The sequence below is a fragment of the Empedobacter brevis genome (assembly GCF_965118635.1).
Lineage (GTDB): Bacteria > Bacteroidota > Bacteroidia > Flavobacteriales > Weeksellaceae > Empedobacter > Empedobacter brevis_A.
The window spans coordinates 1-26,599 of record NZ_CBCPHV010000003.1; the positions used below are offsets into that span (position 1 = coordinate 1).

Annotated in this window: 24 protein-coding genes; 12 read left to right on the forward strand and 12 right to left on the reverse strand. The window is 30.6% G+C overall.

Features of this window, described 5'->3' with window-relative positions; translation table 11 throughout:
- The 5 genes from ACMHJW_RS04460 to ACMHJW_RS04480 form a co-directional block, all read left to right on the forward strand.
- Nucleotides 1-593, forward strand: a 593-nt coding sequence (locus ACMHJW_RS04460) for a trimeric intracellular cation channel family protein (protein ID WP_413532224.1), incomplete at its 5' end; no start/stop codon positions are given.
- Between the two features lie 37 nt (nt 594-630).
- Nucleotides 631-1,236, forward strand: a complete 606-nt coding sequence (locus tag ACMHJW_RS04465) for a trimeric intracellular cation channel family protein (RefSeq protein WP_413532225.1) — start codon at nt 631-633, stop codon at nt 1,234-1,236.
- A 2-nt stretch (nt 1,237-1,238) separates the two neighbouring features.
- Nucleotides 1,239-2,180, forward strand: coding sequence for a formimidoylglutamase (hutG, locus tag ACMHJW_RS04470; RefSeq protein WP_413532226.1), 942 nt, complete (start codon nt 1,239-1,241; stop codon nt 2,178-2,180).
- Nucleotides 2,181-2,304: 124 nt separating this feature from the next.
- A complete protein-coding gene (locus ACMHJW_RS04475) occupies nt 2,305-3,171 on the forward strand; it encodes an RNA polymerase sigma factor RpoD/SigA (protein ID WP_019975176.1) in 867 nt (288 codons plus the stop codon).
- Between the two features lie 55 nt (nt 3,172-3,226).
- On the forward strand, nt 3,227-4,066 hold the full coding sequence (locus ACMHJW_RS04480; RefSeq protein WP_413532227.1) for a hypothetical protein: 840 nt from the start codon (nt 3,227-3,229) through the stop codon (nt 4,064-4,066).
- 38 nt (nt 4,067-4,104) lie between these two features.
- On the opposite strand, the gene mgtE is transcribed toward ACMHJW_RS04480, so the two are convergent.
- Nucleotides 4,105-5,424, reverse strand: a complete 1,320-nt coding sequence (gene mgtE, locus ACMHJW_RS04485; protein WP_413532228.1) for a magnesium transporter — start codon at nt 5,422-5,424, stop codon at nt 4,105-4,107.
- 99 nt (nt 5,425-5,523) lie between these two features.
- Here mgtE and ACMHJW_RS04490 point away from each other — a divergent pair, with 99 nt between their 5' ends.
- The 4 genes from ACMHJW_RS04490 (at nt 5,524) to ACMHJW_RS04505 (ending at nt 7,952) form a co-directional block, all read left to right on the forward strand.
- On the forward strand, nt 5,524-5,910 hold the full coding sequence (locus ACMHJW_RS04490) for a hypothetical protein (protein WP_413532229.1): 387 nt from the start codon (nt 5,524-5,526) through the stop codon (nt 5,908-5,910).
- 69 nt (nt 5,911-5,979) lie between these two features.
- Nucleotides 5,980-6,627: a ribulose-phosphate 3-epimerase gene (gene rpe / locus ACMHJW_RS04495; RefSeq protein WP_413532230.1), complete on the forward strand. Its 648-nt coding sequence runs from the start codon at nt 5,980-5,982 to the stop codon at nt 6,625-6,627.
- Between the two features lie 82 nt (nt 6,628-6,709).
- On the forward strand, nt 6,710-7,210 hold the full coding sequence (locus ACMHJW_RS04500) for a regulatory protein RecX (RefSeq protein WP_413532231.1): 501 nt from the start codon (nt 6,710-6,712) through the stop codon (nt 7,208-7,210).
- A 94-nt stretch (nt 7,211-7,304) separates the two neighbouring features.
- On the forward strand, nt 7,305-7,952 hold the full coding sequence (locus ACMHJW_RS04505) for a hypothetical protein (RefSeq protein ID WP_413532232.1): 648 nt from the start codon (nt 7,305-7,307) through the stop codon (nt 7,950-7,952).
- A 40-nt stretch (nt 7,953-7,992) separates the two neighbouring features.
- Here ACMHJW_RS04505 and ACMHJW_RS04510 read toward each other — a convergent pair whose 3' ends face one another.
- The gene (locus tag ACMHJW_RS04510; RefSeq protein ID WP_413532233.1) at nt 7,993-8,625 is read right to left on the reverse strand and encodes a CatA-like O-acetyltransferase; all 633 of its coding nucleotides are present in this window, start codon (nt 8,623-8,625) and stop codon (nt 7,993-7,995) included.
- A 179-nt stretch (nt 8,626-8,804) separates the two neighbouring features.
- Here ACMHJW_RS04510 and ACMHJW_RS04515 point away from each other — a divergent pair, with 179 nt between their 5' ends.
- Complete coding sequence (locus ACMHJW_RS04515) at nt 8,805-9,797, forward strand: 2-hydroxyacid dehydrogenase (RefSeq protein WP_413532234.1); 993 nt, start codon at nt 8,805-8,807, stop codon at nt 9,795-9,797.
- Here the strand turns inward: ACMHJW_RS04515 and ACMHJW_RS04520 are convergent.
- The 4 genes from ACMHJW_RS04520 to lepA form a co-directional block, all read right to left on the reverse strand.
- Complete coding sequence (locus ACMHJW_RS04520; RefSeq protein ID WP_413532235.1) at nt 9,792-10,136, reverse strand: DUF4260 domain-containing protein; 345 nt, start codon at nt 10,134-10,136, stop codon at nt 9,792-9,794. The genes ACMHJW_RS04515 and ACMHJW_RS04520 overlap by 6 nt on opposite strands.
- A 77-nt stretch (nt 10,137-10,213) precedes the next feature.
- Nucleotides 10,214-12,232, reverse strand: a complete 2,019-nt coding sequence (locus ACMHJW_RS04525) for a TonB-dependent receptor domain-containing protein (RefSeq protein WP_413532236.1) — start codon at nt 12,230-12,232, stop codon at nt 10,214-10,216.
- Between the two features lie 82 nt (nt 12,233-12,314).
- The gene (locus ACMHJW_RS04530) at nt 12,315-12,608 is read right to left on the reverse strand and encodes a hypothetical protein (protein ID WP_413532237.1); all 294 of its coding nucleotides are present in this window, start codon (nt 12,606-12,608) and stop codon (nt 12,315-12,317) included.
- A 183-nt stretch (nt 12,609-12,791) separates the two neighbouring features.
- Nucleotides 12,792-14,588, reverse strand: a complete 1,797-nt coding sequence (lepA, locus tag ACMHJW_RS04535; RefSeq protein ID WP_413532238.1) for a translation elongation factor 4 — start codon at nt 14,586-14,588, stop codon at nt 12,792-12,794.
- A gap of 755 nt (nt 14,589-15,343) precedes the next feature.
- Between lepA and ACMHJW_RS04540 the strand changes: the two genes are divergently transcribed.
- Together ACMHJW_RS04540 and prfH are read left to right on the forward strand one after the other, a co-directional pair.
- Entirely contained in the window at nt 15,344-16,735 is a 1,392-nt protein-coding gene (locus ACMHJW_RS04540; RefSeq protein ID WP_413532239.1) for an RtcB family protein, read from the forward strand.
- Nucleotides 16,736-16,740: 5 nt separating this feature from the next.
- The gene (gene prfH / locus ACMHJW_RS04545) at nt 16,741-17,361 is read left to right on the forward strand and encodes a peptide chain release factor H (protein WP_413532240.1); all 621 of its coding nucleotides are present in this window, start codon (nt 16,741-16,743) and stop codon (nt 17,359-17,361) included.
- Between the two features lie 31 nt (nt 17,362-17,392).
- On the opposite strand, the gene ACMHJW_RS04550 is transcribed toward prfH, so the two are convergent.
- The 6 genes from ACMHJW_RS04550 to ACMHJW_RS04575 all read right to left on the reverse strand — a co-directional run bounded on the left by ACMHJW_RS04550 (nt 17,393) and on the right by ACMHJW_RS04575 (nt 26,588).
- Nucleotides 17,393-22,228 carry a DNA repair ATPase gene (locus ACMHJW_RS04550; protein ID WP_413532241.1) on the reverse strand — a complete coding sequence of 1,612 codons (4,836 nt, stop codon included), beginning with the start codon at nt 22,226-22,228 and terminating at the stop codon, nt 17,393-17,395.
- Nucleotides 22,229-22,317: 89 nt separating this feature from the next.
- Complete coding sequence (locus ACMHJW_RS04555) at nt 22,318-24,402, reverse strand: flotillin family protein (RefSeq protein ID WP_413532242.1); 2,085 nt, start codon at nt 24,400-24,402, stop codon at nt 22,318-22,320.
- Between the two features lie 108 nt (nt 24,403-24,510).
- Nucleotides 24,511-25,203, reverse strand: a complete 693-nt coding sequence (locus ACMHJW_RS04560; protein WP_413532243.1) for a hypothetical protein — start codon at nt 25,201-25,203, stop codon at nt 24,511-24,513.
- 19 nt (nt 25,204-25,222) lie between these two features.
- A complete protein-coding gene (locus ACMHJW_RS04565; protein WP_413532244.1) occupies nt 25,223-25,408 on the reverse strand; it encodes a DUF4177 domain-containing protein in 186 nt (61 codons plus the stop codon).
- Nucleotides 25,409-25,483: 75 nt separating this feature from the next.
- Entirely contained in the window at nt 25,484-26,182 is a 699-nt protein-coding gene (locus ACMHJW_RS04570; protein ID WP_413532245.1) for a PspA/IM30 family protein, read from the reverse strand.
- A 13-nt stretch (nt 26,183-26,195) separates the two neighbouring features.
- Nucleotides 26,196-26,588: a molecular chaperone Tir gene (locus ACMHJW_RS04575; protein ID WP_413532246.1), complete on the reverse strand. Its 393-nt coding sequence runs from the start codon at nt 26,586-26,588 to the stop codon at nt 26,196-26,198.
- Nucleotides 26,589-26,599 lie beyond the last annotated feature (11 nt).

A 26,599-nucleotide genomic window follows, 5' to 3' on the forward strand; every position in this document is an offset into this window, starting at 1 on the left:
TCTTCGAGTTATTTGGTACACTTTTTTTTGGAATTTCCGGAGCTCTGGCAGCAGATGAAAAATCTGGTAACGATTGGTTCGGTGTAACATTTATAGCCTTTTTGACTTCTATTGGAGGTGGAACAATTCGTGATATTTTACTTTCTGTTGATATAATGTGGATAAAAGACGTTAATCTTATTTATGCAGTGGGAATTGGTGTTGTTTTAGCTTCTATTTTTTACAAACCATTGTTAAAACTCCGAAAAACTTTTATGCTTTTTGATACATTAGGAATCGCTTTATTTACTATTGTTGGTTTAGAAAAGGCCTTGAATCTCGGAATTCATCCTGTTATAGCTCCTGTTATGGGAATGTTTACAGCAGTTTTTGGATCGATTATTAGAGATACAATGTTGAATGAGGTTCCTATTATTTTCAAAAAAGAAATCTACGCATTTGCATGTCTTTGTGGAGCTGCTGTTTATATGATTTTATGGAAATTAGGACTTGATCGTAATATAAATTTCTTTATTTCAGGTAGTGTAATCGTGGTGATTCGTTTAGTTGCAATTAAATACAATTTATCATTGCCCAAGTTTAAAAGTCATTAATTTATAGATTCGTATCTTTGCGAATTAATTTTTATAGATGGATATTCAATATATTTTTGAATTATTTGGAACACTTGTGTTTGCTATCTCCGGAGCTTTAGCAGGAGATGAAAGACAAAAACACGATTGGTTCGGTATTGCTTGTTTTGCGTTTATAACTGCTGTAGGAGGAGGTACTTTACGTGATTTATTTCTTAATAGTTATCCTTTGGTTTGGATAAATGATATGAATGTAATTTATGCGGTGTTTGCTGGAATTTTATTAGCAGGATTATTTTTTAAATATTTTGCACGATTACGAACGACATTAATGCTTTTCGATACATTAGGAATTGCTTTATTTACAATTGTAGGATTGGAAAAAGCACATTCCTTAGGTGCAAACGATTTTATTTCCGTAATGATGGGAATGATGACAGCTGTTATGGGAGGAATGTTACGTGATGTATTAATGAATAAAACACCAACCATTTTTGTACAAGAAATTTATGCAACAGCCTGCATTGTTGGAGGAATTATGTATTTGGTGTTTGATGGTTTTGGTCTAGATCGTAATATAAATTTCATTCTTTCTGGATGCATTATTGCCGTAATTCGTATTGTAACTGTAAAATATAATTTATCATTACCTAAATTTTATTAATCATGAAAAAATCACCATTTAATCAAGAAAATTGGACAGGAAGAATTGATTCTGAAGATGGAGAATTAGGTTTAAGAATTCATCAAGTTATTGCTGATTACAATACATTTCAATCATCTTCAATACAACCAAAAGTCATTTTAGGATTTTGTTCAGAAGAAGGAGTAGAAAGAAATAAGGGACGAATTGGAGCAAAAAATTCTCCTGATTTAATTCGAAAAGCTTTAGCAAATTTACCTTTACACTTTTCTAAAACTGATTTTATTTTCGATGGAGGAAATATTATTTGTGATGATAATAATTTAGAAGCTGCTAGAGAAGAACAAATTCATCAAGTTGCTAAAATTATTCAACAAAATCATTTTCCAATTGTAATTGGTGGCGGACATGAAACAGCTTTAGGCGATTTTCTTGCTTTAGCAAAATCATATAAAAATATAGGAATTATTAATCTCGATGCACATTTCGATTTAAGAACTCCAAATCCACAATCTACTTCTGGAACGCCTTTTTATGAAATGGCAAAATATTGCGAAGAAAATGAAATGAATTTCAATTATATTCCAATTGGTATTCAGGAATTAGGAAATACGAAAGCATTATTTCAGCGAGCAGAAGATTTAAACGTAAATTTTATTCTTGCTGACGAAGTTCATTTCAACTTGAATAAAGTATTAGATAATCTAAAAACGATTATTTCGCAATTTGATGCACTTTATGTTTCATTGGACATGGATGTTTTCGATGCAGCTTATGCTCCTGGTGTAAGCGCAACAACAATTAACGGTTTAACTCCTTTTCAGGTAAAATATATTTTAAAAGTTTTGATGAACTCAAACAAAGTAAAAATCTTTGATTTAGTTGAGTATAATTCGCTTTTTGATGTTGATAACTCGACAGCGAAACTCTCTGCACAAATGATTTACGAAGTTTTAAGATATTAATTATGAAATAATTTACAATATTTTGTAACCTTTTTCAGTTATCTGCGTATACATATATAGAGGTGTTGATAAGATACCAAAAGAAATCGATAATAATCATTAATAATAGTAGGGTTTTAGTTAAATGAGACAGCTTAAAATTACAAAGCAGGTAACAAATCGTGAAACTGCGTCGTTGGATAAATACTTACAAGAGATTGGTAAAGTAGATTTGATTACAGCGGAGGAGGAAGTAGAGTTAGCACAACGTATCAAAGCAGGAGATCGTGTTGCCTTAGAAAAATTAACAAAAGCAAACTTACGTTTCGTGGTATCTGTTGCAAAACAATATCAAAATCAAGGATTAAGTTTACCGGATTTAATTAATGAAGGAAACTTAGGTTTGATTAAAGCAGCACAACGTTTTGACGAAACGCGTGGTTTCAAATTTATCTCGTATGCCGTTTGGTGGATTCGTCAATCTATCTTACAAGCATTAGCAGAGCAATCTCGTATTGTACGTTTACCATTAAATAAAATTGGATCAATTAATAAAATTAATAAAGCTTATGCTTTATTAGAGCAAGAACATGAACGTGCTCCATCTGCAGAAGAAATTTCTGAAGTTTTGGATATGTCTGAAGGTGATGTAAAAGAGTCAATGAAAAACTCTGGTCGTCACGTCTCAATGGATGCGCCATTAGTAGAAGGAGAAGATTCTAACTTATACGATGTATTAAACATTGGAGAATCTCCATCACCAGATGTACAATTAATGATTGAATCTTTACGTGTGGAAATTGAACGTGCATTACAAACATTAACGCCTCGTGAAGCTGACTTAATTCGTTTATATTTCGGATTAAATGGTCAACACCCAATGACGTTAGAAGAAATTGGAGAAACATTCGATTTAACAAGAGAACGTGTTCGTCAAATTAAAGAAAAAGCAATTCGTCGTTTAAAACATACTTCAAGATCTAAGATTTTGAAAACATATATCGGACGATAAAAACATAAGAAAGCAGCTATATAAGCTGCTTTTTTTATAATTACTAAAACATTTTATGAGAAAATTTATTTTACTATTTACACTTACACTTTTTTCAACTTATTCTTTCGGTCAAAAGGAAATTGATCAAAATTTAGTTGGTTTTTGGAAATCTACAATTTATCCAACAAAAAATGATCCTGTAAAAGGAAAAGCTTTTATTGATAGAAAGGCTGATGGAACATTTACATTATTTTTAGAGTTAATTTATAATAATGATTCTATCTATGTGAAAGAAGTTGGTCATTGGAACACGAATAATAATCTTTATACAGAAATTGGAGAAGAGTATAATGATGAGTTTACTTACAAGATAAATCAAAATCAAGTCAATTTTAAAATAAAAAAGAAGAAACAAACTTTAGGTTTTAGATTAGAAAAATTTGATGAAGAAAAATCATCAGATCAAACAAGTTATTATGAAGAGCAATATTCTATATTCAAAGCAAAATCTATGCAAAAATTGATGAATATGAGCGATAAAATGAATGGTTTTTCACATGACTCTTCAGATGGTGTACAAGATAGTAGATTAGTGGGTATTTGGTTAGGTTCTGAAAAGGATAATCAAATAGAAGGAGTATCTAAAGAATGGACAATGACGCGAAATATTGATGGAACATTTATTTTAGATTTTAGAGTAAAATCGAAAGGAAATAAGGTTGAAAGCCATATCGAGAAAGGAAAATGGTGGGTAAAAGATAATAAGTTTTACGAATACCATGAAGATTCTGGTATGACAGATGTCTATACTTATGAAGTTCTGAATGTAAATCAAATAAAATTTAAAGTTTTTGATTTATCATTTAATCAGAATAATAATAATTATGAATTTATTGATACAAGAAAAAAATAAATAAAAAAACTCCAACTAAATTTAGTTGGAGTTTTTCGTTATAATAATTTTCCGCTTAGTAAAATTGCAGCGATTGTAAAGTAAATAATTAATCCAGAAACGTCAACCAAAGTTGCCACGAAAGGCGAAGAAGCTGTAGCAGGATCAAATCCTATTTTTCTCAAAATAAATGGCACTAAAGAGCCAGAAAGTGTTCCCCATAAAACAATTACAATTAAGGATAAAGCAACTGTTAAGGCTATATAAAACCAATATTCTCCATAACTATAAATTCCAGTTTTTTCCCAAATAAGAATTCTAACAAAGCCAACAAATCCAAGGATTGAACCTAATATTAATCCAGAAGCAAATTCTTTTTTCATTACATACCACCAATCTTTTAATTTCAATTCGCCTAAAGCCATCGCGCGAATGATTAATGAAGCTGCTTGTGAACCTGAATTTCCTCCACTTGAAATAATCAATGGAACAAATAATGCCAATACAACAGCTTTTTCTATTTCTTGATCATAATAGCTCATTGCCGAAGCCGTAAACATTTCACCAATAAATAAGATAACAAGCCAGCCAGCACGTTTTTTAATCAATTCTGTAATTGGAGTTTTTGTATATGAAACATCCAATTCCTCCATTCCTCCGAATTTTTGAATATCTTCTGTATCGCGCATTTTCATTCGATCCAAGATATCATCAAATGTTACAATTCCGACCAAAACATCATTTTCTGTAACAATTGGCATCGCAGAACGATCATATTTATCAAAAACTTCCAAAGCTTCTTCTAAAGGCGTTGTCGCTTTTATTGAAACAAAATTATAATCAATTAAGTCTTCTACTTTTGTATCTTCATCAGCTAAAAGGATTTCACCAATTTTTAAATCATCAATTAACCTGTTTTTACCATCAACAATAAAAATATAGGTTAAAGTTTCAGCCTTTTTACCATACTTTTTGATATGCGCCAAAACTTGTTTTACAGTATAATATTCTTTTACTTGAATATAATTTGGCGTCATCAATCGGGCAATAGAATCTTCATTGTATCCAATTAAATTTAATGCAATTGCTCGTTCTTCAGGATTTAAAAGGTTGATTGAATGTTTGATTAATTGATCTGGGAAGTTTTCAAAAAGCTCTGTTCGGTCATCTGGATCAAGATTGTTCAAAACTTCTGCTAGATCTTCGTCTGTCAAACTTTTTACAATTTCGTACTGAATATCGGGCTCAAAATAGGAGAATACTTCAACTTTATCATCATTCGAAAGCGAGTAAAAAGCGATGTTTCTCTTCTTTACGTCCAATGCAGTTAATTGTTCAGCAATATCTGCAGGGTGTTGATTAAGCATATTATTTTCCATAAATTTGTTGTTTTTATCCCAAGCTGCAAATTAAGTCTTTTTGAGATGAGAAGAAGTATAGATTGTTATTTTTAAGCTACTTTTAATATAGAAAACAGAATGGATAAAGCAGATCAAAAACAAATTAAAGAATTTATAAAATCTATGGATGTAGATGAACGATTTGTTGGAATTTGGTCTGGAACTGATCATGGGAAATTTTTTAAAGGCGAAACTAATAGTTGGTTGATAAATAGAAAAGCTGACGGAACGATGACGGTTAATTTCAAAACAATTCATAGTGATGATAACATAACTTTTTCGGAAGATAAAGGTGTTTGGTGTACTATTGGAGAAGAATATTATGAGTTTAGAGATTCTGATGAAATGGCTGATATTTATACTTATATTTTTATGTCAAAAGATTCTATTCATTTTATTATTAATGAAGAATTGAAAGACGAAGAACCATATAACTTTATTGATAATCGCGTTTTCTTGGATTAGATTTAATTTTGTTCAATCATTTTTTCTTTGCTTACCTTTGTATCACAAAAAACAAACAAAAAAAAGATTATGCCAATAGTAGCACCATCAATTTTAGCAGCAGATTTCGGAAATTTAGCAAAGGACATCGAAATGGTAAATAATTCTCAAGCAGAATGGTTTCATTTAGATGTCATGGATGGCGTTTTTGTTCCAAATATCTCTTACGGAATGCCAATTATCGAGAAAATAAATTCGTTAACAGACAAAGTTCTTGATGTTCATTTAATGATTATTGATCCAGATCGTTACATTTCTACTTTCAAGCAAATAGGAGCAGATATTTTAACTGTACATTACGAAGCTTGTACACATTTGCATCGTACAATTCAGGCCATAAAAGCAGAAGGAATGAAAGCTGGTGTAGCGCTTAATCCTCATACGCCAGTTGCTGTTTTAGAAGATGTAATCAATGATTTGGACTTAGTTTTAATCATGAGTGTTAATCCAGGTTTTGGAGGTCAAAAATTTATCGAAAATACATATAACAAAGTTTCTAAATTAAAGAAAATGATTACAGAAGCGAATGCAAATGTTATCATCGAAATTGATGGAGGAGTTGGTGTTCAAAATGCATCAAAATTAGTAGAAGCTGGAGCAGATGCTTTAGTAGCAGGTTCAGCAGTTTTTAATGCAGAAAATCCAACCGAATATATTGCAGAATTACATAAAGCTTAATGTAAATAACATATATCGATATAAAAAAACTGAACCAAAAATGGTTCAGTTTTTTTATTAGAAAGATACGTAACTTTGTCGCATGGATTTTTCTAAAAACAACCAAAAAAAGATTTATACGATTGATGAAATCAAAGATAAAATGGCAAAATATTGTCTTTATCAAGATCGTTGTCATTGGGAAGTAGAAAAAAAATTACGTGATTTTGATTTGATTCCAGAAGCAAAAGATGAGATTATTTTTAAGCTCATTCATTACGGATTTCTAAATGAAGAACGTTTTGTACATAGCTTTGTTCGAGGAAAAGTTAATCAAAAAATGTGGGGAAGAAACCGACTTCGTCAAGAATTAAAAATGCGACAAATAGATCAAAAATTAATCGAAAAAGCATTTAAAGAAGAAATTGATTTGGATAAATATTGGAATAATTTATTGCATTTAACTCAGAAAAAGTTCAATTTATTAACTTCCGAACGAGATTCTTTCAAGAAAACAAACAAGATAAAAGCATATTTAGCATACAAAGGCTATGAATTCGATTTGATGAATGATGCGATTGAATTTGTGAAAGCAAAAAAATAATACAATTCATCTGTAAAATTCGACAACTCAGTCAACTATTTTTTCATTTATTTGGTAGTTCAACTAGTTTTAGTTCATAATTAATAAACTTATTATGGAAAATCTAGTCAAAATAATAATTTACATTCATGCATTTTTCGGAGTAATTGGTTTAGTTGCTGGTACAGCAGTTATAATCATAAAAAAAGGAAATTCGATGCATAGAAAAATTGGAAAAATATTTTCAATTGGCATGCTCGTTAGTTCTATCCTTTCGTTAATTATTTGCACTTTCCCGAATCACCATAATTCTTTTCTTTTGATGATAGGAATTTTTACAATTTATATGATTTTAATCGGAAATAGAATTCTTAATTATAAACGTAAAAATTATTCAAATAATTTAGATAAAATCATTTCAGGAACAATGTTTATTACAGCAATTGTGATGATTGTTTTTGGTTTATTTCCACTTTTTACAACTAAAAGTATTGGATTGTTGTATTTAATTTTCGGATTTTTAGCAGGCGTTTTATCTTATCGAGATTTTATTTTTTATAAAAATCCAGAAAATTATAAAAAATGGACAATGAATCATTTAGGAAAAATGGTTGGCGCTTATATTGCTTCCGTAACGGCTTTTTTAGTTGCAGGAGCTGGATTTGGGAATAATATTTATTTTTGGATTGTGCCTTCAATCATTGGATCGATTTATATTTTTTCGTGGGCAAAAAAACTCAATAAAAAAGTTAAAGTAAATTGATTATTCACAATCAATTCACTTATATAAAAAATTTCTACTTCTAATATTTCCCTAATTCTTTTTCAAATTCTTGGAGATAATTCGCCAAATGAAAACCATCTACAAAACCGTGATTCGCTTCCACAGAAACAGGCATATACATTTTATCATTTTGCGTATATGCTTTTCCAAAAATAATTCGTGGAATAGATTCTCCCGTTCCAAAATTACTCGGTTGCACCAATCCTGTAAATCTTGACCAAGGAAAAGTAGAATGACGAACCAAACCAATTGTAATTTCTTCGTTTTTGATATGTAAACCAACCGAATTTTCTACACTTTGTATTTGCGCTTGAAGTTGTGTATTAAAAGCATCAAAATCTTCAGTAAAATTCATCAATGCAAAGCCAAAAGTTCCATCTTTTCGTCCAATTGTTGTACCACAATCTAAATGATCATAAACAAAGATTTCATCCTCTTCGATACGATATTTGAATTCGTTAATTTTATTTTCTGCCAACATCGAACAATGTAAATAAACCGCGAAAAAAGACAATTTATTTGCCTTTGCAAATTTATAAGCTTTAGAACATTCAACCTCCGCAACAACTCCAACATATGGATTATCCATTTTCGAAAACATATTAAAATGTTCTATACGATTCCAACCTTCAGGATTAAATTTCTGTTTCATTGCCGCAAAGTTAAAAATAGGATTTTAGATTTCTTAATTCTTTTTTAGAGAAAAAATGAAAAACGAAATTTATAATTGAGGAACGATTGATTAATTTTTAATGATTTAAAACTATATAATAATCAAGTGTAAAGTAAATTATAACTATTTAAAAACGTAAATTAGTTAAAAATAATTCAATGAAAATAGCCTTCTTTTCATCTAAACCTTATGATAAAACTTTTTTTGAAGCTGAAAATAAAAATTATGGCTTTCAACTTAATTTTTATGAAACACATTTAGGTCCGCATATTGTAAATGCAATAGAAGATGAAGTTGCTGTTTGTGTGTTTGTTAATGATAAAGTAAACCGACAAGTAATTGAGGTTTTAGCCAAAAAAGGAGTTAAAATTATTGCATTGAGATGTGCAGGTTTTAACAATGTAGATCTAGAAGCAGCGAAAGAATTCGGGATAAAAGTTTGTCGCGTTCCTGCTTATTCTCCAGAAGCTGTTGCAGAGCATACAATGGCAATGTTATTAACATTGAACCGAAAAACGCACAAAGCTTATAATCGTGTTCGTGAACAAAATTTTGCATTGAATGGTTTACTTGGTTTTAATCTTTTTCAGAAAACAATAGGAGTTGTTGGAACAGGTAAAATAGGAAAGGCTTTTATTCATATTGCAAAAGGATTTGGATGTAAAATAATTGCTTATGATTTATATCCCGATCAAGAATTGATAAATAGCGGAGTAGAATATGTGGAATTGGATACGTTGTATAAAACTTCCGATATTATTTCGTTGCATTGTCCATTAACGCCAGAAAATCATTATATGATTAATCAAAAAACGATCGAACTAATGAAAGATGGCGTAACGATTATTAATACAAGTAGAGGAGGATTAATTAATACGCATGAAGCAATTGAAGAGTTGAAAAATCATAAAATTGGTCATTTAGGAATTGATGTTTATGAACAAGAAGAAAAATTGTTTTTCAAGGATTTATCAGCAGAAATTATCCAAGATGATATGATTCAACGATTGATGAGTTTTCCAAATGTTTTGGTAACTGCGCATCAAGCATTTTTTACGCAAGAAGCATTAGAACAAATTTCAGAAATTACAATGCGAAGTATTTCAGAAATCTTGGAAAAAGGTTCAACGAATGATGTTGTGATGTTATAAATCTCCTAAATGTGTGGATTTGAATCCATCATATTTTTTAAGACCAAATCCTAAAAAACGATCAAATGCAATATGTGCAGAAAATATAAATCCTATCATCAAACACCATTCAATATTTAAAAAATAACCAATAAGAATCAAGACAATTGTTGTAAAATAATTGTGAATAAAATTGTAGGATATTCCTCCAACTTTAGCTCCAAAAAGATAACCTAACATAAAAATATCTGGAGAAAGAAAAAGAATTGCAAACCACATCCAAGATAATTTGAGAACGCTATATAAGACGATTATAAAAATTAATACACCAAGCTGTTCTAATTTTAGTATGTATTTCATATGATTGGTTTATTTTATTAGTATAAAATTGTTTCCAATTGTTACAAAAAAAGCCGTTCTTATGAACGGCTTTTTGATTAGAATTTCATGTTAATATTAAGGTTAAAACTTCTACCTCTTTCTAGAATTCGTTGTTTTGTATTATCAGAATAAGTTCGGTTCAAATGCTCCGAGTAAGCTCTGTCGAACAAATTACTTACTTCAAAATTTATGAAGATATTCTTTGTTAAATTATAATTGGAATAGATATTAAAAACAGAAAATTCAGGCGTTTTCAATTCTCCAAAATTTTGAGCAATTCGATTTTGTTTTGAAGAATAATGATAAGAAATCCCAAAATTGAAAGGAGAAAAATCGGCTTCAACTTTCCATTTCAGATTAAATGGCGCAATTTCTGGCAAAGCATTTTTGTCTACTAAATTTTCTGCATATGTATAAGCAAAACCAAAATCTGTGTTGAAATGTTGTAAAATTTGCCAATTTATGCGCGATTCTATTCCTGTTTTGTACGCTTTTTTGATATTTTGCATTTGTCGAACTCCAGGGCTATGCATAGAATTTGGTTTGATATCATCTCGAATAACGCCCGAAATATAATTTTCTAAATAAGAATAAAACAAGTTGGATTGGATAAATAATTTTTCATTCTTATAAGTATAAATAAAATCGGCTTGATTATTTGTTTCGGCTTTTAGTAAAGGATTTCCTACAACTTCGTAAGCATCAATTCCAACAACAAAACGGTTGATATATCGTTCTGTTAAACTTGGGCTTCGTTGTCCTCGACCAATCCAAAATGAGAGTTCATTTTTAGAATTTAAGCTTTGTTTGTATCCAAAACTAATGCTGTTATTTACATAATTTGATTTCATCTTGCCATACAATGTTTCGAAAAGTGGAGACATTTCATTTGCATTAGCGTCATTAAAATCTAATCGATAAGAAGCAATAAATTTAGCATGATCAAATTGATGTGTGAATTCGGTAAACCAACCTATTTGATTGATTTCTGAATCTTGCCAAGACGAACCATTCTTATTCATCATCATCTTATTCATCATCATAGAAGACATTTTTGTACTAACATTTTTAGCTTCTTCATGCTTAAAATCAAAACCAGAAAATAAATTATTTCGTTTCCAATTGAATTTAGATTCTATTCGTGCGCCATAAGTAGAAGATTTAACATTCGAAATCATACTTTTATCTGGCGATCCCATCGAATGATGAACAGTTGATAAATAAGAGTTAAATTCTATTTGTTTCAGAATTGAATGATTAAACATTGCCAAATGTTTTAATTGAAGCATCCACGTTTTATCGTAAATCAAATCCATTTTCAAAGCTGCGAATTCTACATCTCGTCCTTGATTTGTATTTACTTGTAAGGTTGTGAAATTTGTATTATTCCATTTCATAGTTCCTTTCGTTCCAATATTATAACGAGTGAAAGCAGAAGGAACTTCGTTTCCGTTTCCATCTTTGTATCGATCACCTTTTTGATAAGAACCAAAGAAATCCCAAACTATTTTTTTTGAAGAAAGTTGACTCAAAATTTCATTCCTGAAAATTTTTCCATTGCTTTCAAAACCTGTTGAAAATCGATTTTTTAGCTGAACTTTTTCTGTGAATTTAGGTTGAATACTTGTGAAATTTATTGTTCCTCCCAATGCTGTTCCGTATCTAAAATTATACGGACCTTTATATATTTCGGCATCTTGTACCATATTCATGTTCACTTGCGAAATCGCAGGATCCATTCTACTTGGGCAAGCATTTATTGCATTTGCAGCTCCATCAATTACAATATTCAATTGTTCATATTTAAAACCTCTTAAAACAGGATCTGTTGCAAAGTTTCCAGCTTTTTTTATACCAGAAATTTCGGGAATTGTTTTCAGAAAACTTCCTGCATCATGGTTTAGTAAATGTGAATAAGTAACGTTTATTTTTTTAGAATCTGAATTTTCATTTTTCTTAGAAATTTTAACCATTTCTAATTCTGTTATCGAATCATTTTCGATTGTCTGTGCGTACGAGTTTATAGCAAATACAAATGCCGTAAGACATAGTAAATTTGTTCTATTCTTTTTCAATGTTTGTTAATTTGAATTTGGACAATAGTGATTTGGTTTGATAAAAAGTAATATCAAACGATTTCAAAATGTGAGAAATAAATTAACAATTCGGAGGAATGTCTGGAATGGAATAATACATTTTTCTAATCGAATATTCTTGATCAGAAAAGGTTGTTTGAGTAGAGTTTTCTACCAATAAATTTGAATGAAGATTGACAAGATTCGTAGGAATGTAGACAATATCAATAAAAACTTTAGCTGTTAATGAACTTGACTGTGTTGTTTCTGTTTTTTTGCTTAATAAACATTTTCCATTACACATTAGTTCAGGCTTATCTTGGTTTTCACAAAGAAGTTCATAAACATCTCTATTTATTTCGTAATCGATGACCAATAAAGAGTTTTGAAAACTACAGATAAGTATTATTGATGTAAATAATATTGAAAAAGCAAATTTCATTCGAGGCAAAATTAAGCTATAATTATTGTTCAATAAATTGTTATCGGCTGATATTTGTCAAAAAAGAATAAAAAAAAACCGTTCCTATGAACGGTTTTTAATATTTAAAGAGAATTTTTAATCATTCAATTTCAAAACAGCTAAGAAAGCAGATTGAGGAACTTCTACACGACCAATTTGACGCATTTTCTTTTTACCTGCTTTTTGTTTTTCTAATAATTTACGTTTACGAGAAATATCTCCACCATAACATTTTGCAGTAACATCTTTACGCAAAGCTTTGATTGTTTCACGTGCAATAATTTTTGCTCCAATTGCTGCTTGAATTGGAATATCGAATTGTTGACGAGGAATTAATTCGCGTAATTTTTCACACATTTTCTTTCCAATATTGTATGCATTATCAACGTGAATTAATGCAGATAAAGCATCCACAACTTCTCCATTAATCATGATATCCACTTTTACCAATTTCGAAGCTTTCATTCCAGAAGGAGCATAATCAAAAGATGCATATCCTTTTGAAATTGATTTTAATCGATCATAGAAATCGAAAACAACTTCAGCCAATGGCATATTGAAAACCATCTCAACACGATGTTGAGTTAAATAATTTTGAGATTGTAATTCACCACGTTTTTCGATACACAAACTCATTACTGGACCAACAAATTCAGATTTTGTAATAATTGTTGCACGAATATATGGTTCTTCAACACGGTTTAATCCTGATGGATCTGGTAATTCAGATGGATTATGAACCGGAATCATTTTTTCTGGATCTTTTTCTAAATAGGCTTCATACGAAACGTTAGGAACCGTTGTAATTACGGTCATATTAAACTCGCGTTCCAAACGTTCTTGAATGATTTCTAAGTGCAACATTCCTAAGAATCCACAACGGAAACCAAATCCTAAAGCTGCAGAAGATTCAGCTTCAAAAGTTAATGAAGCATCATTTAAACGTAATTTTTCGATAGATGCACGTAAATCTTCGTAATCCTCTGTATCTACTGGATAAATACCTGCGAATACCATTGGTTTTACTTCTTCGAAACCATCAATTGCTTCTGTTGCTGGATTATCAACTAATGTAATTGTATCACCAACTTTTACTTCAGAAGCTTCTTTAATTCCAGAAATAATGTAACCAACATCGCCTGTTTTAATTGCTTTTTTCTCTACTTGATTCAATTTCAAAGTTCCAATTTCATCAGCTCCATACTTTTTGCCTGTAGCCATGAATTTTACTTGGTCTCCTTTTTTGATTTCACCATTTACAACTTTATAAAAAGCTTCAATTCCTCGGAAAGGATTATAAACAGAGTCAAAAATCAAGGCTTGTAATGGTGCATCAGGATCACCTACTGGAGCAGGAATTTTTTCGATAATCGTGTGTAATAGTTCCAATACACCTTCACCAGTTTTTCCACTTACACGCAAAACATCTTCAGGATCACAACCAATTAAATCTACAATATCATCCGTTACTTCTTCTGGATTTGCAGAAGGTAAATCGATTTTGTTTAAAACAGGAATAATCTCTAAATCATTTTCTAAAGCCAAATAAAGGTTAGAAATAGTTTGAGCTTGGATACTTTGCGCAGCATCTACAATTAACAAAGCTCCTTCACAAGCAGCAATCGAACGAGAAACCTCGTAAGAAAAATCTACGTGACCTGGAGTGTCAATTAAATTTAATATATATTTTTCACCATCTTTTTCATATTCCATTTGGATAGCGTGTGATTTGATCGTGATACCGCGTTCGCGTTCCAAATCCATATCGTCTAAAGTTTGATTTTGTAACTCACGATCAGAAATCGTATTTGTTACTTGCAATAAGCGATCGGCCAAAGTACTTTTACCATGGTCAATATGAGCGATAATACAGAAATTACGGATATTTTTCATACTCTTCTTGTCGAATAGGCAAAAATAATCTTTTCCGTTCAGACTGCAAGTTTTTTGAAAAATAAAGTGTTAAATATTATTTTGTAAAACATTTAGGATTTAGGATATTAAATTCATTTTTCTACTAATTAGTTTATTTGTTGAATGGAATAAACTTTATTTTTTCACTATTTCTAGTGAAATTGTACTGATTATTTGGAAATGTGGATTTTATTGACTTAAATTTGCACTGATAAAAATCATAACGTATAACAATTAATAACGAAGAAATAAAATGTTCAAAGAAGCGACATATCAATTTTCAGCTATTGCAACAGATTTTGCAATGAGCATTCTTCGTGCTTATAAATCGTAAATAATTTACTTTTATTATATCAAAAGCCCGAAGGATTCTTCGGGCTTTTTCTTTTATTATTCCATTCTAGATTCAGAATAACTTCTAAAAATTTCCGAAGAAGAAATAATTAGCGTTAATTATTTTCAAAATATTTATTTACAATCAAATATCTATTCTAGGAAGATTCAATCTTCTTTTCTATTCAATCATATAAAAAAGTTTAGGAAAGAAATTGTAAAAACAGCAAGAAAAAAAATGTAATAGAAAAATAACCGTAGAAAGTTATTTGTATCAACGAATAACAAATATTTAAAATCTTTTTACAAAAAGGTAATTTTTTTTAACAAGGAAATTCAGCGATTTCAATCGTTGAAAAACTGATGGAAAAAAGAACATCAGTATCCAAAAGATATTAATCATGGGAAATAAAATCTCTGGAAAGGACTTTATAAAATTAGGCTTTCCAAAAAATAATTCGATAAATATTGTTTTAGGACAAATTCATCGATACAGAAAAAAAGAAAAAAAACAAACGATTCTTAATGAAGCTAAAGAAGTTCTACTAGAACCAGAAAAATATATTGGAGACGGAATTTGGGGAAAAGTTGCAGAAGGCTTGATAAAACCAGTTGAAATTAGACTACAAGAATTGAAAACAACACGTTCACCTTTTTCTATTTTCGGAGAAAATGAAATTGATGAACAAGCAAAATTTCAATTGTATGATGCATTGAAATTGCCAATTTCGGTAAAAGGAGCTTTGATGCCAGATGCGCATTCGGGCTATGGATTGCCTATTGGCGGAGTTTTAGCGACAAATAACGCTGTAATTCCTTATGGAGTTGGCGTGGATATTGGTTGTAGAATGAGTCTTTCGGTTTACGATTTACCTGCGAGTTTCTTGAAAGGAAAATCGCATCAGTTAATTCAGATTTTACAAGATCATACCAAATTTGGAATGTATGAAACGCATAAAATAAAAGCTGATCATGAAATTTTTGAACGATCTATTTTTGATGAAATTCCAATTTTGAAAAGTTTAAAAACAAAAGCTTATCAACAATTGGGAACTTCTGGCGGAGGAAATCATTTTGTTGAATTTGGAATTGTAAAATTAGATGAGGTAAAACCTGAATGGAATTTAATTCCGGGCGAATATCTAGCAGTTTTATCGCATAGCGGTTCTCGTGGTTTGGGAGCAAATATTGCAAAACATTATACTTATTTGGCTGCAAAACAATGTCCACTTCCAAAACAAGTACAACATTTGGCTTGGTTGGATTTGGATACACATGACGGACAAGAATATTGGGCTGCAATGAATTTGGCTGGAGATTATGCAAAGGCTTGTCATGACGATATTCATCGAAGAATAGCCAAAACTTTAGGAAAACGTATTGTTTTTAATATAGAAAACCATCACAATTTTGCGTGGAAAGAAATTGTAGATAATGAAGAATGTATTGTGCATAGAAAAGGTGCAACGCCAATTGGAAAAGGAGTTTTAGGAATTATTCCAGGTTCTATGACAGCTAATGGTTACATTGTCGAAGGTTTGGGAAATGAATTAAGTATTAATTCAGCATCGCATGGTGCAGGACGAAAAATGTCTCGCGCGAAATGTAAATCTACAATTACCAAAAGTTTTATGAATTCTCAATTGAAAGATGCAGGAATTGAGCTTATTGGAGGAAGTGTAGATGAAGCGCCATTTGCGTATAAAAACATCAAAACAGTGATGAATTTACAAACTGAATTGGTGAAAGTATTGGGAACTTTTACGCCGAAAATAGTACGAATGGATAAATGATAATGATGAAAAAAATTATTCAACTTACATCGGGTAGAGGACCAGCAGAATGCAATTTTGTAGTAACGAATGTTTTCAAAAAGTTTGTAGAAGCATGTACAAAATCAGCCATCAAGTTTGAAGTAATCGAAAGAGAAATAGACAAAGATTTTAATCAAATTTCTTCTGTGATTATAGAGCTTGAAGGAAATGATTTGAATAACTTTTTAAAAACTTGGATTGGAACGATTTTATGGATTGGGAAAAGTCCTTATCGAAAATTTCATCAACGAAAAAATTGGTTTATTGGTTGCTTCGAACTCGAAATAGCAAAAGAAAATTCAATTAATCCAAATGAAATTGTTTACCAAACAATGCGAAGTTCGGGAAATGGTGGACAAAATGTGAATAAAGTAAATTCTGCTATTCGTGCAATTCATCAGCCAAGTGGAATTTCTGTTGTTTCAATGGATTCTCGTTCTCAACATCAAAACAAAAAAATTGCAACAACTCGTTTGTTATTGAAATTACAAGAATTTGAGAAGGATAAAATGAAAGATTTTATTCAAGAAAAATGGAACAATCAAACTTCCATTGCAAGAGGAAATCCTGTAAAAACATTCAAAGGAGATAAATTTAATGAATAAAATAAAGCCGCTTTATAAGCGGCTTTATTGATTATTTTTTCAGAATTGCTTGAATAATTCCTTCTAGGTTTTCATTAAATTCTAATAATTGACTGAAAACTTTATCATCTTTATTCAAACCTCCATGTTTATTATTTTTCACGAATGTTGCTTTTATTGTTTCCCAACGTTCCTTTTCTTCAGAATTCATTAAACCAGCGATTTCTTTCAAACGCAAAAGATTCGATTCTGTATCTGTTGTCAATGTTTGAGATTCACTTTCGTAATGCGCTAAAATCGTTTCATTAATTTCTTTTTCATTCATCATTGGAACAATTTTCGAAACTAATTTCGACATATTTCTATACGAACCTTGCATTTTGAAAGGAGGCTCTGTTCTGTAATCATCTTGCATTGCAGCGCTCGAAATATAATTTTGATTAACTTTTACAACAACATTTCTAATTTTAATCACATGTTTTAGAACCGCAATAAAATCATCAATTTCTTGTTTCAAATAATTACCTTCAAAATCTGGAAGTTGCTCTTGATTTTCGGTTACAAAATTTGTTAACTTATAAAAATCTGTCCAGCTTTTCGATGCAATTTTATCCAAATATGGATTATCGCTCGATGCATTTTCTATTAAACTTAAGTTGAATAATGTTTCTGTATCACCAATTACATCACCTAAATTATAAACATCTGCACGATTGGCTAACATATCTGGAATCTGAAATTTAGATCCGCTTTCCGTATATGGATTTCCTGCCATTACAATACAAAAACGTTTTCCTCGTAAATCATAAGTTTTACTTTCTCCATCAAAAATTCCATCTATTTTTCGTTGTCCATCGGCTAATGAAATAAATTTTTGTAAAAATTCTGCACTCAAATGTTGAATATCATCTAAGTACAACATTACATTATCGGCCATTTCGAATGAAAGATTTATTTTTTTCAATTCTTCTCTTTCTCCCGAAGTTTTTGCTTCAATAGGATCAATCGATGTAATGTTATGCCCAATTGTTGGTCCGTTTACTTTTACAAAATGCAAGCCCATTGTTTTAGCCAAATATTCCATTAATGTCGTTTTTCCATAACCGGGAGGCGAAATTAACAGCAACATTCCCATTCGTGCTGTACGTTTATTTTCGCCAGCTGTTCCCAATTGTTTGGCTAAATTATTTCCGATTAAAGGAAAATAAACTTCGTTGATTAATTTGTTTCGAACGAATGAAGTCAAAACTTTTGGCTCGAATTCTGATATTTTTAAATCCTTTTCGTACGTTTTAGAAATTTCTTCTTTTAATTTTTGAAAAGATTTGAAATTAGGAACATCAACACTTGAAAAATGTTCTAATTTTGAAATAATATCATGATAATTTTGAGCATAAATTCCATCAATAATTACAGCATGATTTCCTTTTAAATCCTCGATTTCTATAAGCGAATTTCCATCATTAATATGAAATTGATCTTTCGAAAATAAAAGCATTGTCGCAACTTCATTTACGACATTTTTATAAGTTGAGAAGTTTTCATTTTCATCAATAAAAGAATAAATCCAGTTTTCGATTAAATAAAACTTTTCGGTTAAAGAAAATTGTTGATCTTCTATTAATGAACTAAAATCATTCGTACTTTTATTTTTATCTAAATAATTTACAAATTCATTTCGGAATGTTTCAGCTTCTTTGCTCATCGAAAAAGCTTGATATTTAATAAAAGTTGTGAACAAATAATTGGCAACCTTTTCTGATGAAGTTTGCAATTTATTCCATTCGGTTTCCCAGTTTTCAAAAAGTGATTTTATTTCATTTAGAATGTTTTCAAAACGTTTTGAATTCGGAAAATTTTTCAAAATCAATTGAGCCGAATTCATCATTGCATTCAGTTTTTCTTGTAAATTCTTTTCTAAAGAATGCCAAAAAACTTGAGCAGTTGTGCGCGTTTGTTCATCAAATTGTAAAATATCTAATTTTGAATTAACATTTACCAATTCGGTAAAAATTCGTAGCGCATCAAAATTGTGAACACCTTTTATATAACCTTCCGAATAATTTTGTTCAATAATTTGGTTGATGAATTTCTCTGCATCAAAATCTTTTTCATTTCTCGCTAAAAAAGCTTGATAAGCCAAATATTCTGCACGATAAACCAATTGATTTTCCGAAACAAATTCTTGATTCCAAATAGTTTGATAACGATAAATTTCTTCGTTTTTAACTTTTTGATAAAAACTTGTTCCTGTTAAATGATAAAATAATTCGTTGTTACGATTCAACAAAGTAAGCGCTAATTGCTGTGTATTGACCGTAAATTTATTAGTACCAAGTGCAATAATATTTTGTCCATCAACAAAAAGTTCGGTTTTATCTCGTAAAATTCGAAGCGTATCTTCTTGCGATTTTTTCAAAAGATTTTCTAGATTTTCGGCTTTCGAAACATCTTTCAAATCTTTTAATTCTTGAATGATTTGACGCATTTTGTCAATCATTAAATCGGAAGAATAGAATGCTAAAATTTCTTCTTTTTCTGAAAAAGTTTTAGATTTATTCTCTATATTTTTCAGAACACGTAAACCAATTTGTTCTAACGAATTTGTACGTTTATTGGTTTGTTCGACCAATTGTTCGCGCTTGGAATTGAATGCTTTGATAATTTCATCGCGTTTATCGGCAATTTTCAAAGCAAAATCGTCAAAATCAGAAAATTTACTTTCTAATTCTTCGAGTTGAACAATGATTTTTGTATTGTATTCTTCTGTTTTTTCTGCGGTTGTTGATAATTCTAAAAAGTTGACAACGCTTTGTTCTAATAATGTGATTTGAGCAGAAAATTCGGCAACAGCTTCTTTGCTTTTTAAAGATGAAGTTTGACGTGTTAATTGCGCTCGAACTTCGTTAAGAGAAGCAAAAATGACAGAAATTTTTTCAATAATTTTTGTCGTTTGTGTAGCATCTTCAATCTTTAAACTATTGAGAATATCAATTAATAATTCTAATTCGGATGAGATTTTAAGGCATGCTTCTTCGATAACTTTTGCATCGATTACTTTTTCAATCGAAGCAACTAATTTTTTCTGTTCAGCAACTTTTTCTTCGTAAGGAATCAACGCTTCATCTAGTAAAAGAAACTCGATTGTTTTTGTTGATAAGTTTTCGTTGACTTCTTGTAATTGGTCTTCTAATTCCTGAACGCGCTCTAAATTGATGTAACGAATAGAACGCAAATCAATAACTTTTCCTTGAATTTTACGAGCTTCAGCCAAATGTTCAACCAATAAATCTAATTGATTGTACGTTGTACTATTTACTTTGAAAACGATTTCTTCAATCGATTCTTCCGTTTTTTCTAAAGTTTCTTGCGCAAATTTTTTCTGAACTTGAACTTTTGCAAATTCATCAATCGCTGTATTGGCAACCGTTTTTATTTCTAATAAAGGAATTGAAAGCTCGAAAGTATCTTGATCGTTGATCCAGAAATAACCATCAACAATATTATTCGCTTTTTTCACAATATCTTCGTAAAGACCTTCGTACGAATCTTCTTTGTTGATTAATTGAATAATCTCTTGAGATTCGGCCATTGCTTTTACAATGTCTTTGTTTCCAATTTTGTATAAAGGATGATTTGTTTTTTCTTGATTTTCAATTAAACGTTCGACATAAGGTGTTTCCCAAATTTGAACTTGATGATGTCGCGTTGCTTCTTCTTCGGTACGAAAATAAATTAAACTTCCGTCTTTAAAAATCGTGAAACCATTACAAACAATAGGCGTTTCGACCGTTTGTTGAATGATATTGTACGATAATAGAATATATGTATTGGTTTCTTCTTGATTGAAAATATACATGAAATCTTCTCCGTTTGGAGAATTTACACGACGAAAAAATTGAAAATGTTCTAAATTATTTTCAAAAAGATGATAAGTTCCGTTTTGTAAATAATAGCCATTCGAAAAAATTAAACCTTGATTATCGGGCAATAAAACTGCAGCATCTAAAAGAGCAGGAATATTGATAACTTCTTTGGTGCGAACATTATAAATATAAGCTCTGAAATCTTCTTGAAAAGGTTTTATTTTAACCGCAATCAAATTTCCTAAATCAGCATAATAATATTCAGCATCATCTAATTGTTGATCTAAATGTGTTACTTTTTCAGTGAAAATTCCTTTTCCTGTATCTGTATTATCTTCAATTTTGAATGTAATATCGCCGCCAATTGCTTCGATAAAAATTTTATCTAAAATAGAAATATGAGGAAATTTCCCTAATCGACGATCGTCAATTGTTGTTTTTTCCCATTCGAAATCAAATTGATCTGCTTTTTTTACTTCGTGAATGCTACGATCGTCCTGATAAATTAATTTTCCATCTTTTATTAACCATTTAAAAGCTTTTAAATCTTGAGCGCTTTTGCTAGTTTGGAAAACCATGTATAAATAATTATCTGTTCTACGAAATTTAGAAAAGATAGAATCGCGGTAATATTTATATAAATTTTGAAAATCTGTAAAGAAATTCTGATCATTAATTAGATCAAGCGGTTGAGGAATAAATTGATTTTCTTGAAATAGATAAATGCTGAAAACATCGCTCAACTGAATGTCTGTACGTAAACCGAAATGTACATTGTAACCAAAAATACACAAGTTGTCGAACGCAATAATTCCGCGAGCAACACAAGTATTTTCTGTTGTAATTCTTTGGTTTGCGCTTAATGCAAAATTGGTAGAATTGAAGACTTCTTTTCGAGCATCGTTCAATTTGGTTAATCTTTCCGAAAGAAAATCTTTTTGTGTAAGAAGTCTTTTTCGAATGATTTCGTACGCGCCTGCATCAAGCGTTTCGGTAACGTTAATATTTTTTTCTTCTTGCATTAAATTAAAATCTAAAAGGTGATTAAACAATGATGATAAGAGCGGTTGAAATGATTAAATCTCAATCACTCTATTTGCTGTTTAATGGATTAACCTATTTTTTTATTTGAAACACCTAACTGATTTGCAATTCCGAAAAGAGAATTGATAAATCCTGTATCTTCGCTGTTTCCAGAAGCCGAAGCTGCTTGTTGTAATTTAATTAATGCTGCAGTAATTGTTAAGTTTTTGATATCGTTTGACGAAATACCATATTTATCTGCAAGGCTTCTTACTTTTCCGGCCAAATCGCTTCCGCCATCTTCGTCAATTAAAGCATTTTTGATATCTGTTGCGTGTTTTGAATTATCGATTAAATGATCGAAACCTTTTGCATTCGAAACTTGTTTTACAATATTTTCGAAGAACATTGTTTCTCCACCAACGATATCAATTTTCGCAGATTTCAATGCATTTGATAATACTTCTGCTTGTGCTCCAGCAATATCTTTTTGAATATTAATCTGAGCCAATTCGATGTCTTTTTCTTTTTGTAATTGAAGTTTGAATTCTTCGTGTTCTTTTCCAACACCATCCAATTTCTTCATAGCTTCTGCTTTTTCTTCGATTCCTTTTGCTTCTGCTAATGCTTTTTCACGAACAACTTCTGCTTGTGCTAAACCTTCTTTGCGTAATGCTTCGGCTTTTTTCTCGATTACAGTTGCTTCTACGCTTCCTTGTTTTTCTTCTGCTTCTGCTTTTGCAACCATTACTTCTGCTTCAGATAAACCAATTGCAGCTTCTTCTTTTGCTTGTGCTTCAGCAATAATTTTACGAGCTTCTGCTTCTTTTGTAGAAGCTTCTTTTTTCGCTTCGGCATCAATTAATAATTCTTGCGCTTTACGTTCAGCAACTTGTTTTTGTGCATCGGCTTCGATAACTTGGCGAGCAGCTTCTTGTTCAGCAGCAATTTTAGCAGCTTCCGCAGCTTTTACAGTTTCGATTAAACGTTCTTCTGCTTCTTGCGATGCAGCAATAATTCCAGCTTGTTTCTGACGTTCTACTTCTCGGTAAACTTCGACATCTTTCACGCCTTGTTGTTCTTCAATCACGCCTTTTTCTAAAAGAACACGCTCTTTTATAACGCCTTGAATGTTTTTCTTTTCAACTTCGATAGATCGTTCTTTATCAATCTGAGCTAAAGTCACAATTCGTTCGCGTTCTGTTTGTTCTAAAGCACGATCTTTTTCTACGCGTTCTGTTTCGATTGCATCGGTACGAACTTTATTTTTTTCTGCGATAATGATTTGGCGCAATTTATTTTCTTCTTGTACAGCTAATTGTTCTTCTGTTGTGATACGAACAGATTCAGCTTTTAAGCGTTCTTCTTCGCGAACTTTTGAAATTTCTGCTTCTTCGCGCGCTTTTATATTTTCGATTTCACGGCGTTGACGCTCTTCTTTTTCTGCCAATTGACGTTCTAATTCTAATATCGCTTCGCGTGCTTCAACATTTTGTTTTTTGATAACCTTTTCTTCTTCACGACGAATTAAATTGGCATTCATATTTTGTTGTGCTGTTAATTCCGTAATTTTTTTGATCCCTTCAGAATCTAAAATATTATCTGGACTTAAAAACTGTAATTCAGTTTGTTCTAAATAATCTATCGCACAATCATCTAAAATATAGCCATTCAAATCTGTTCCGATGATATTTAAAATTTCATCTCTAAATTCTCGGCGAGCTTCGTATAATTCTATAAAATCGAATTTTTTTCCAACAGTTTTTAAGGCTTCTGAGAATTTTGCTTCGAAAATACTTTTTAATGTTTCTGGTTCTGATGCTCTTTCTGTTCCCAAGTTTTGAGCAACATTAATTACATCATTTACCGATTTATTTACGCGAACAAAGAAGGCAACTTTGATATCTGCACGTATATTGTCTTTACAAATTAAACCATCGCCTTGTTGACGCGCAATGTCAATTTTTTTGATAGAAATGTCCATAATTTCCATTTTGTGAAAAACAGGAATTACATACATTCCTTTATTGAAAGCGACTTGCGAACCACCAACTCCGGTACGAACGATAGCTTTTCCTTGCGGAACTTTTTTGTAGAAAACGCTTAAAACGACGATAAATGAAATAGCAATGAAAACGATAACAGCTACTGCTAAAAGAATAAAATTTGTCATGAGATTTTTATTGTAAGTTTGATTTAGTTCTTGATTTAGTTAATAATTAGGTTTAAGATATTCTCTATAATAAACGAAGTGATTTGGAATAATAGTATCATAATGTGGTTAAATATTGTTTAAGGTTATATGTTTGATGACAAAATAATAATGATTTGAAGGCGATTCGTCGGTGATAATTATGGTATCTCCAAAATTAATTTCTTCACCATTTTGGCTTTTGATATTAAGTGTAATAATATCTTTCTCAATCTGAAATTCGGCAGAACCTATTTTATCTCCTGTAATTTTAGATTTAGATTTTCCTACTCTTCCGATAAAATCTGTTTCTTCTTCGCCATGATAACCTAATTCTGCATACATTTTTACAAGTGGTTTTGTAATCCAATGCATCATAAAATAAACGATAATGAAAATTGGAATTAATACTAAAACGGAGTAAAGACCTAATTTACTTAATCCAAAAATAATTGAAGAAATAATAGTTATTACCCAACTGATAAATTTGAACAAAGTGATAATTACCATTAAAGGAACTTTTCCAACATTGATAAATTCCATACATTTTGTCCAAAAACTAGGTTCGTGATGTACATCTGCATCTGTGTCGTAATCTGCATCAATCTCATGATGTGAATCAACATCGTTGATGTCTCCTAGATGAAATTCTGAATCAGTTCCGAGATCAATTCCATCACCAGCTAATAATTGAAATACCCAATAAACAAGAGAAAATCCCATTAAAATGGTCATAATTCCGTTTGGTAATGGATTGAAAAGAAGGTTTAAAATTTCGGTCATTTAGTGTTAATTTTCATTGTTAAATAGCTCTTCTGAATGTATAATAAATAATTATCGTTGCACCATTGATACCAAGAGGAGTGGAGATGACTAGTTCCCAGACTTCTGCTCCATATTTATTTAGCATATCATCCAAATATGTTTTATTTATTTCACAGGTATTTGGGTAAATTTCAATTGTTTTGTATTCATATTTAGTTGGCATAGCTTTAATTTTTTAAAACAGATTAAATTACTAAATTTTTCATAGAAATAACTCACTATAAAAAGTGATTTCTATTTAATTTTTAGCTTGTATTTTCAGCTTTAATGCTTCTAATTCGTTTTGAATCAAATCTCCTTTCAAGGTTTCATTAATTTCGTCATCAGCTGTTTTCGAATTGTCAGCCAAACTTCCATAAGCTTGTGCAAGCGCTTCGTCTTCTTCTACTTTAGCTTTCATGCGTTCAAGCATACTAATTGTGCTATTTGCATCAATTTTTGCCATCTGTTTATTCACTTGCTTTGTAGCATCAGCAACTTTTACTCGTGCTTTTAATGTTGTTAATTCATTTTCCCATTTATTAATATTGAATTTTAGAATTTCAACATTTTTATGTACTTCATTTGCAGATTTTTCATGAATAATGACTTGATTTTCTAATTCAGCAATTTCTTCGAATAATTGATTTTTTAAGCCCAAAGCTTCTTTTGCTAAATTTTCGGCTTGTTCAATTGTGATTTCATTTCGTCCAGCTTTTTCCAATAATAGAATTGCTTTTCGTTCGTAATTTACAGCTTCATCTTTCTTTTTGTCCACACTATTTTGCGAACGAATTGCCATTGCTTTTACTTTTGCATAAGCTTCAAGTGATTGATTAAGGTCTTCACGCATTTCGCGAATTCCTTGTTCAGTCATTTTTATAGGATCTTCCATTTTTTCGACAACCGAATGTATTTCTGCTTGTCCTATTCTAAAAATACGTTTGAAAATATTCATAGTGATATTGTTTTTAATGTTTAGAAAATTTGATTAATTGAGCTGAATATTCGCTCATTAATAAGCTTAAAGAATTTAAAGTTGCTTCAAATTCATTTTGATCAAGATTCGCAATTTGAAGTGTGTAACGATAAATAACTTTGTTTCCGTCTTCTGTTATTGCAAAAGCACCATGAATGATATCGCGATTTTTCATCAACAATGCTTTCAACATTTCCAGATTATCATCTGTAATTGTAAATAAATACAATTCGAAAATGATAATTGGAGGAGCAATTCCTACAATTAGATTTTGAACACCATCCAGTAAATTTTCAATCATAAAAACACCTTCTTTTTCGTTCTTATAATTGATGGTGTAATCTATGTTTTGAATAAAATTTTCAATCTTAGAAAAATAATTCATTTTGTTGTTAT

Excerpts from the sequence above, each read along its gene's own strand:
- ACMHJW_RS04465 (WP_413532225.1), top strand. The coding sequence starts at position 631 with ATGGATATTCAATATATTTTTGAATTATTTGGAACACTTGTGTTTGCT.
- hutG (WP_413532226.1), top strand. The coding sequence starts at position 1,239 with ATGAAAAAATCACCATTTAATCAAGAAAATTGGACAGGAAGAATTGAT.
- ACMHJW_RS04475 (WP_019975176.1), top strand. The coding sequence starts at position 2,305 with ATGAGACAGCTTAAAATTACAAAGCAGGTAACAAATCGTGAAACTGCG.
- ACMHJW_RS04480 (WP_413532227.1), top strand. The coding sequence starts at position 3,227 with ATGAGAAAATTTATTTTACTATTTACACTTACACTTTTTTCAACTTAT.
- mgtE (WP_413532228.1), bottom strand. The coding sequence starts at position 5,424 with ATGGAAAATAATATGCTTAATCAACACCCTGCAGATATTGCTGAACAA.
- ACMHJW_RS04490 (WP_413532229.1), top strand. The coding sequence starts at position 5,524 with ATGGATAAAGCAGATCAAAAACAAATTAAAGAATTTATAAAATCTATG.
- rpe (WP_413532230.1), top strand. The coding sequence starts at position 5,980 with ATGCCAATAGTAGCACCATCAATTTTAGCAGCAGATTTCGGAAATTTA.
- ACMHJW_RS04500 (WP_413532231.1), top strand. The coding sequence starts at position 6,710 with ATGGATTTTTCTAAAAACAACCAAAAAAAGATTTATACGATTGATGAA.
- ACMHJW_RS04505 (WP_413532232.1), top strand. The coding sequence starts at position 7,305 with ATGGAAAATCTAGTCAAAATAATAATTTACATTCATGCATTTTTCGGA.
- ACMHJW_RS04510 (WP_413532233.1), bottom strand. The coding sequence starts at position 8,625 with ATGAAACAGAAATTTAATCCTGAAGGTTGGAATCGTATAGAACATTTT.
- ACMHJW_RS04515 (WP_413532234.1), top strand. The coding sequence starts at position 8,805 with ATGAAAATAGCCTTCTTTTCATCTAAACCTTATGATAAAACTTTTTTT.
- ACMHJW_RS04520 (WP_413532235.1), bottom strand. The coding sequence starts at position 10,136 with ATGAAATACATACTAAAATTAGAACAGCTTGGTGTATTAATTTTTATA.
- lepA (WP_413532238.1), bottom strand. The coding sequence starts at position 14,588 with ATGAAAAATATCCGTAATTTCTGTATTATCGCTCATATTGACCATGGT.
- ACMHJW_RS04540 (WP_413532239.1), top strand. The coding sequence starts at position 15,344 with ATGGGAAATAAAATCTCTGGAAAGGACTTTATAAAATTAGGCTTTCCA.
- prfH (WP_413532240.1), top strand. The coding sequence starts at position 16,741 with ATGAAAAAAATTATTCAACTTACATCGGGTAGAGGACCAGCAGAATGC.
- ACMHJW_RS04550 (WP_413532241.1), bottom strand. The coding sequence starts at position 22,228 with ATGCAAGAAGAAAAAAATATTAACGTTACCGAAACGCTTGATGCAGGC.
- ACMHJW_RS04555 (WP_413532242.1), bottom strand. The coding sequence starts at position 24,402 with ATGACAAATTTTATTCTTTTAGCAGTAGCTGTTATCGTTTTCATTGCT.
- ACMHJW_RS04560 (WP_413532243.1), bottom strand. The coding sequence starts at position 25,203 with ATGACCGAAATTTTAAACCTTCTTTTCAATCCATTACCAAACGGAATT.
- ACMHJW_RS04565 (WP_413532244.1), bottom strand. The coding sequence starts at position 25,408 with ATGCCAACTAAATATGAATACAAAACAATTGAAATTTACCCAAATACC.
- ACMHJW_RS04570 (WP_413532245.1), bottom strand. The coding sequence starts at position 26,182 with ATGAATATTTTCAAACGTATTTTTAGAATAGGACAAGCAGAAATACAT.
- ACMHJW_RS04575 (WP_413532246.1), bottom strand. The coding sequence starts at position 26,588 with ATGAATTATTTTTCTAAGATTGAAAATTTTATTCAAAACATAGATTAC.